This window comes from Armatimonadota bacterium (assembly GCA_020354555.1).
Classification (GTDB): domain Bacteria; phylum Armatimonadota; class Hebobacteria.
Window position 1 is genome coordinate 3,179,872 of the sequence record CP070648.1, and the last position, 6,892, is coordinate 3,186,763.

General features: G+C 66.8%; 7 protein-coding genes. All 7 read right to left on the bottom strand.

Going from position 1 to position 6,892, the window contains the following annotated elements:
• Positions 1 to 123 precede the first annotated feature (123 nt).
• Complete coding sequence (locus JSV65_13010; protein UCH33482.1) at positions 124 to 582, bottom strand: hypothetical protein; 459 nt, start codon at positions 580 to 582, stop codon at positions 124 to 126.
• 541 nt (positions 583 to 1,123) lie between these two features.
• Entirely contained in the window at positions 1,124 to 2,005 is an 882-nt protein-coding gene (locus JSV65_13015; protein ID UCH33483.1) for a PHP domain-containing protein, read from the bottom strand.
• A gap of 179 nt (positions 2,006 to 2,184) precedes the next feature.
• Positions 2,185 to 3,714, bottom strand: coding sequence for an HD domain-containing protein (locus JSV65_13020; GenBank protein ID UCH33484.1), 1,530 nt, complete (start codon positions 3,712 to 3,714; stop codon positions 2,185 to 2,187).
• The gene (locus JSV65_13025) at positions 3,711 to 4,283 is read right to left on the bottom strand and encodes a hypothetical protein (GenBank protein ID UCH33485.1); all 573 of its coding nucleotides are present in this window, start codon (positions 4,281 to 4,283) and stop codon (positions 3,711 to 3,713) included. Before JSV65_13025 ends, JSV65_13020 begins: the two co-directional genes overlap by 4 nt.
• Before the next feature lie 174 nt (positions 4,284 to 4,457).
• Complete coding sequence (locus tag JSV65_13030) at positions 4,458 to 5,210, bottom strand: nucleotidyltransferase family protein (GenBank protein ID UCH33486.1); 753 nt, start codon at positions 5,208 to 5,210, stop codon at positions 4,458 to 4,460.
• A gap of 50 nt (positions 5,211 to 5,260) precedes the next feature.
• Positions 5,261 to 6,172: a 4-(cytidine 5'-diphospho)-2-C-methyl-D-erythritol kinase gene (gene ispE, locus JSV65_13035; GenBank protein UCH33487.1), complete on the bottom strand. Its 912-nt coding sequence runs from the start codon at positions 6,170 to 6,172 to the stop codon at positions 5,261 to 5,263.
• A gap of 9 nt (positions 6,173 to 6,181) precedes the next feature.
• Positions 6,182 to 6,892: hypothetical protein (locus tag JSV65_13040; GenBank protein ID UCH33488.1), on the bottom strand; the 711-nt coding region annotated here is incomplete at its 5' end.

Sequence of the window (6,892 nt, forward strand, 5' to 3'; positions counted from 1 at the left end):
CTCCGGAGCGCGGCGTGCCGCGCCAAATAGTGCCGCCACGCCGAGCCGACAAATGGAAGACTATCACAATGACCACTTAGCACGGCCAGATTTCTCACACATGTCCCCGGAACTGCCAAGTCTTCAAAGAAACGCCCAATAGACGTAGTAACCTATCGCCACGAGCGTAGCAGGCGTAACTAGGCCGATCAGGCCGATGGTCGTGCCACGATGCAGCCACCCGGTACGCGTGAACCGCTTCGCCAGAGCACCACCCCCGACCGCAGCTAACCCACCGGCGACGAACGGGCAGTACCCCTGACCCAAAGACAAGTATCCCTCATTCATCCCCAGCCATACGACGTCTGCAATCTCAAATATGATGAAGAGGGCTCCCAGCATAGCCCCGCGCTCGAGGGCGCCACGAGGCGCAGCGCCCCCCGCCCAGAAACCTAGGGCGCATCCGATGACGAGCATCGGAGCCCAGAATATGAAGCTGAAATACCCCGGTGACATGACGCCGGATTTGGGCACCAACACCCAGGTTGCAAAGTCCGCGGCATTGGCCACGAACGCTCCGCACAGCGCTACGCCGCACCACACTATCCAGTTCCGTAGCATACCCGAGCTTGGACGAGTCACGTATCGCACCCTTTCGCCGACAATCCTGCCCGGCGCTTGGGAAGATAGGGACAGTCACCTGTTTTCGTCCTCCGCGGCTTTTCTCGGGCCCCGGACGGAGCAGTCAGGCACAGCCACCTGTTTTGAGCTGTGTGATGTGTGTCACGCAACTGCGAATGTCGGTGGGCGCGGAGGGTGGAGAAGTCAAAACGGCCCGCTGGCGCGAGGAGCGCGCGGGCCGGTGGGCGGGCGGGGATATACTCGCTCGCAGGATGGACCTGCGGCGATATGAGAGCAGCTTCTCGGCGGCAGGGCACCACGTCTGGTATTCCCCCGCGGTCAGCGTACGATCACGGCTAAGCCGCCGAATTTGTACCACTCCGGCGGGAGGATGTCAACGGCAGAGGCGGCGCGAAGCCGGGGCGAAAGCGGCGATGAATCGCCGCACTCCATAAGGGGAACGCGCCGAGAAGGTAGCAGCGGGAACGAATGACCGTCACCTACCCTCTCCCCTTCGACAGGCTCAGGGCAGGCTCTGAGAGGAAGGGGGATTTCGTTGCGCGCGCGCCGCTCCCTCGCGGGAAGACTGATACTGCCGCAACTCGTCCCACACCCACCGCGGGACGGCGACCGCGCCGATGGGCACCGGGCGGTCCGATCTGGGGCCGTGCGAGTCAGTCCCGCCGGTGACGACGAGATCGAGCTGCCGTGCTAGAGCGACATAGTGCCTGGAATGTGCCGCGCTCTGGTCGCAGTGGAAACACTCCAACCCCTCCAGGCCCTGTTCGATGAGCGCGGTGACCAGTGCATCGTCGCCGACTTTCGCGGGATGCGCGAGCACGGCGATGCCTGCCGCGGCGCGTATCGCCTCGGCGGCCGCTTCGGGGCTGAGCCGATAGCGCGGCACGTAGGCGGGCTTGCCGCGGGCGATGAAGCGGGCGAATGCCTCGCCGCCATTCCGGACGTAGCCGGCCTCGACCATCGCCCGCGCGACGTGCGGTCTGCCGACCGACCCATCGGCGGCCAGCTCGACGACCCGGCTTTCCTCGACGTGCATGCCCAGACCGTCGAGCCGCGCGAGTATCTCCCGCGCGCGCTCCACGCGCCGGTGCCTGATGTCCTCGAGCAAGCCGTTGAGCGCGGGCGACCGATGATCCACGAAGTAGCCCAAGACGTGGGCCTCGGTCTCGCCGTAGTCGGTGTTGATCTCCAACCCCGGTACCACCGTGACGCCGCGGCGGTTGCCGGCGGCCAACGCCTCGGCTATCCCGTCAAGCGAGTCATGATCCGTGATTCCAAGGACTTCGACGCCTGACTCCGCGCACGCGGCGACCGCATCATCCGGCGTAGACGTGCCATCGGATGCAGTCGTGTGGACGTGGAGGTCTATAGGGCTAACCTGCATTATTCATACCTGTCATAGGTCGGCGCTATGCTCTTCGCGTGCGCAGCACTCACCGCTCGCGGATAATCCATGACGCCTGTGCGCCCGTCGCAGGTGGGTGAACCGCTGACGCAGCCGAGGCAGTCGCTATGCGCGACATCCGAACTCGCTATGAATGATCCGGGCTAACCGCGCCCGGCTCATTCCGATTCGTCGTCATCCTGTAGCTCGACGCCATTCGCGGCGACCCCCCGCGCGAGGGGATCAAGGAAAGCCCACGCCTCCTGCGCGTCGGCAAACGGCTGCTCCGCGTGCCTGCGCTGCAGGGCTTCGACTAGTCTGCCCACCGCCGGGCCTGCCTCCAGACTGTAGCGGCTCATGATCGCGCGCGCGCCGACCGGCGCCTCGGGATGCGACAACGGGCTGTGGTCGAGCCATTCAGCGAGCAGCCACCGGACGAGCGACTCGACGCGCTCGATGCCCTCTCGCCCGGCCGCCAGGCCGCGCGCGCACAGGCGGTCGGCCCATGCCAGTACCAGCACGTCGGGCGCGCAGCTTCCCGTCCTGCGAAAGAACCGATGCGCCGCGCGCCGCGAAACCTCCTGCTCCTGCGCGAGGAAGGCCGGATGCATATGCGCGCCCACCGCGAGTTCCAGGTAGCTCAATTCGCGCCGTCCGAGGCGCAGCTTCCGACCGGCTTCGCGTGCCATCCCAGCGCCGTCCTTGTCGTGTCCGTAGAAGTGAAGGTCGCCCTCCTCATCGGCGCCGCGCGTGGAAGGCTTTGCCACGTCGTGCAGGAGGCCTGCCAACTTGAGCAGGGCAAGCCGCGGGCGATCGCCGGCCAGCGGCGCCGCAAACACGTCCGCTAACTTCGCCTGGTGCTCGGCGCTCATGCCCGGAGCGCACCGCGCCAGCACGTCTATGCGCTGCGCCACGGCGAGCGCATGCCGCCAGCCGTCGAGGTGATGATAGCCCATCGCGGGCACGGATTGCAGCGCGGCGAGTTCCGGCAGTATCGCGAAGAGCAGGCCGAGTTTGGCGGCGCGTGCCAGCCATTTATGAGCATCCCTGCGGCGCAGAATGGCAATCAGCTCGTCGCGGATGCGCTCGGGGGCTACGTTGGTCACCAGTCCGGCGTGCTCCCGGATCTCAGATTCAGCCTGTGCGTCAAGCTCGAAGCCGAGCTGCGCCGCCAGCCGCAGGGCGCGCACGAGACGTGCCGGGTCGTCCTGCCACACCCCGGGGTTCGTCGCTCGAATCACGCGCCGGCGGATGTCCTCGCTTCCCCCGGTCGGGTCGGCAACATGCTCCCGCCAATCGTCACGGTCAACCGCCTCCAACGGAAGCGCCATCGCGTTGACCGTAAAGTCGCGGCTCTGGAGGTCTTCAGCCAGGAAATCGGCGGACGGCGAGTCAACGGCAGTCGTCCGGCGACGGGGCAGGCACAGGTCAATGTGCGAACGGTCGGAGAAGACGAGCCGGATCGTCGGCTCTGCCTCTCGCAGGGCGACCAGCGAGGCATCGAACTGTGCGGCTATCCGCTCCGCGATCTCGCGCACGGCGCCGGTGAGCAGGATATCAATGTCACGGGTTTCGACGCCGACGAGTCTGTCACGCACATAGCCGCCGACCGCATACGCGTCTGCGGCGAGTTGATCCGCCGCGTGGGCGATCCCCGACAGCGCCTCGGTGGCCTCATTCGCGGCGCGACCCGTGCCGTGCGGGGTCACGGCATGATCTCCAAAGTAGCCTCGATGCGCTCGCGGCCGGCGGCGTCCGGTGACATGAGCTCGGCTGCGAATTGCCATGTCCCATGTTTCACCGGCGAGATGTGCAGGTGCACGTCGAGCACATCCCCTTCCTCCAACCCGGGGAACCAGAAGCGATCCCATTTTGCGGTGCGTCGTTGATCCACAGGTTCGGGTTCGATGTACGTCAGGGTGACGTGTTTCTCATAGGAACGATCCAGCGCCAGGATGACCTGTTCGCATCGGCCACCGCCGGGGTTCCAGATCTGGAGTTGTATCATCGCCGGTTCGTGCATGCAGACCTCGTCCAGCGGAACGATCCGCGCGTGCAGCACGGGGCCGCCCGGCGCTGCGGGCCGCCATCTCGCGAAGAAGAATGCCGTGAGGACAGCGAGGATCACGAGCGCGACGCCCGGTATCCACACGCGCCGCCGCACCGGCCGCTGCTCGACGACGGCGAGAGTCGTCCTGTGATGCGGGCACGCGAGGTAGAGATCGGGGTCGCGGACGCGGAAGTCCTCAGCGCGATAGGGTGACGCGCAGTCGAGCATTCGCGCGTCGTAGTCCGCGCAATGGCGACACGTCAGAAGTTGCTCGTGACAGCGCGCGCAGCGCGGGAATGGCACCACCCCCTCGCGGCACAACCTGCCACATTTCGGGCATTTGAGGACCAGCATCGCAGCCCCCGCGTCGCCGCCTCCGCCCGGAGGCGGTACTCCACGCGGTCAGTCGCCGAGAAGCTCGCGTATGCTTTCCAGATCGCCGACTTTATCTACGTCAAAGGCCAACTCCGGGTAATGCGAGATAATCCCGCGCGCCTCGCCGCCGATGACCTGCCCGACGCGGCGCTCGAGGTCCGCGATGGTCAACCTGCCGGCGAGCAGCCGCAGCACGAAGCCCGCGCCCAACATGCCGGCCAAGCGCAGTGGGTTCTTGCGATGCTCGTAGAACTCGCGGATGAGCTTTTCGTGGCGCCGTATGAATCCGCCGTCCACCAGGACGATGTTGGTGCCGGTGAAGGTTCCGTCGCGGAGGCGCGCGTAGGTGCGATGACCGCGAGGGAATCGTCTCTCGACGTCCTCCCGGGGAACGATCGCATAGGCAAGATCGGGACGTAACGGCTCCGCGCGCTGAAGGAAATCGTCAATTGAATCGGCGGTGATGAGCGGCGCATCCGCATGGGCAAACAGGACTGTCCCGACGCCGTCGAGAGCGTCGAGGCCGCGCAGGACGTTGCCCAGGAGATCGTCGCCCGACGGCACCGTGAGTTCCGCCACGCCCGCGGGCACGCGTTCCCGTACCTCTGGCGGCGCGATGACGACGATTCGCTGCGTCATGCGCGCCTCGCGTAGAGCGCCAACCACGCGCTCGACAATGGACACCCCGCCGACCTTGATCAGCGCGCGGAACCGCGTGCCGGTCGCCTGCGCCAACCGCCCGTGGGTCTCACCTGCCGCCAGAACCAACGCGTCCGCCATCGGGATGTCCAGTCACTCCGTCGGTGCACCTGCGGGCGGAAGCCTGCCCGCTACCGGCTCGCACGCGGCAGCGCGTCGCGGCTGAACGCCACGCCGCCGCGGATGCTCGACACCGCTCGCGCCCACACCTTAGGATTGGACATCGCCGCGGCTGTGTCCTGCGCGGCTTTGCGACTGTCGAAGATGCCGAACACGGCGGAGCCACTGCCTGACATCCTGGCACCTAAAGCTCCTCGCTCCAGCAAGTGCTGCTTGAGGCGGGCGATGTCGCGGCGATGCGGCAGCACCGCATCCTCGAGGTCATTGCGCAGCGCGGCGGCGATACCGCCACCGTCGCCTGCGCTCAGCGCGCGGAGCATCTGCCGGGACGCGCCGTCCTCTCCGCTCACTTGACAGTGCGAGTACGCCCAGGCGGTGGACACGCCTTCGCCCGAGCGCGCCAACACGATGTGCAGACGCGGGCCGGGCGGCAGCCGTGTTAGCTTGTCCCCCCGTCCGGTGCCGAGCGCCGTGCCGCCGCGGATGAAGAACGGAACATCGGCGCCCAGCTCCACAGCCAGCTCACACAGGTCATCGCGCCGCAGCCGCAAATCCCACAGGCGATTGAGGCCGACCAGGGTCGCGGCGGCGTCGCTGCTGCCTCCCCCCAGTCCCGCCTGCGAGGGGACCTGCTTGCGCAGCGTTATGGCGACACCCCCTGCGCGTGCGGCGCGCGGCACGCGCGCGCCGAGCAGGCGGGCGGCGCGGTGGCACAGGTTGTCTTCGCCGACGGGGACGCTCGCGTCGTTACACGCAATGCTGATCCCCTGCGCCGGCTGTAGGACCAACTCGTCCCACAGCGACACCGCCTGGAGCACGTTCTCGACCTTGTGGTAGCCGTCGGGAAGTTCGCCCAGCACGGCCAGCAGCAGGTTGACCTTGGCGGGCGCGCGGAGTCTCAGGGGAAATGCGGAGGGCGGCACGGCTTCACCTTATAGCGTCAGTTCATTGCCGCGGATTCTCCACTGCCCGTCCTCGCGCATGGCGAAGACCGTTCCCTCCACGGTCTTCGGGAGTACCCACATGACGCGCAGCTTCGCGGTGAACTTGAGCTTGATTTCCCCTGATTGCGCCGGAGTCTGGGTGAAGCTGACGCTGCGTATCTTGATGCCGGGGTACGAATCGAAATCCCTTGCCAGCCAGTCGAACGCGAGGTCGTTCATCCCCTCGTAGTCGCCTTTCTGCCAAGCCGCGATGTAGCTCCGTGCCGCCTGCAGCACAACCGGCTCCTGCGCTTCGTCCTTCTCGGTCACGCTCCGCGAGGGGATCTTCGCGCCCATCGGCAATTCCGTGAAGTAGAAGATCTGCCGCACCCGCCACGGCCGCTCTTTCACGTCGTCGAGCAGAACCAGCCTGAGCCCGCCTTCGTCCGGCACTTCATCGTCTCTTGTCTTGCCCGTGAAGAGGACGCCTGCCCGGTGGGCATCCACGCGCGGGCTGTGCAGCTTCGGCATCCCGACGAACGGACACGGGCCAAACCGGTTGGCGAGCTTGCTCGGCGTCAGGCGCCGTATTGTCGTCTCATCCCCATCCACGAGCGCCTGAATGTATGCGCGCGCCGCGCCCTCCGCATTACCGCCCGCCGTCGTCGCCGGAGCGCCCCTCGCGGCCAGCACGCCGACGCCGCCGGCGACGAGCGCCGC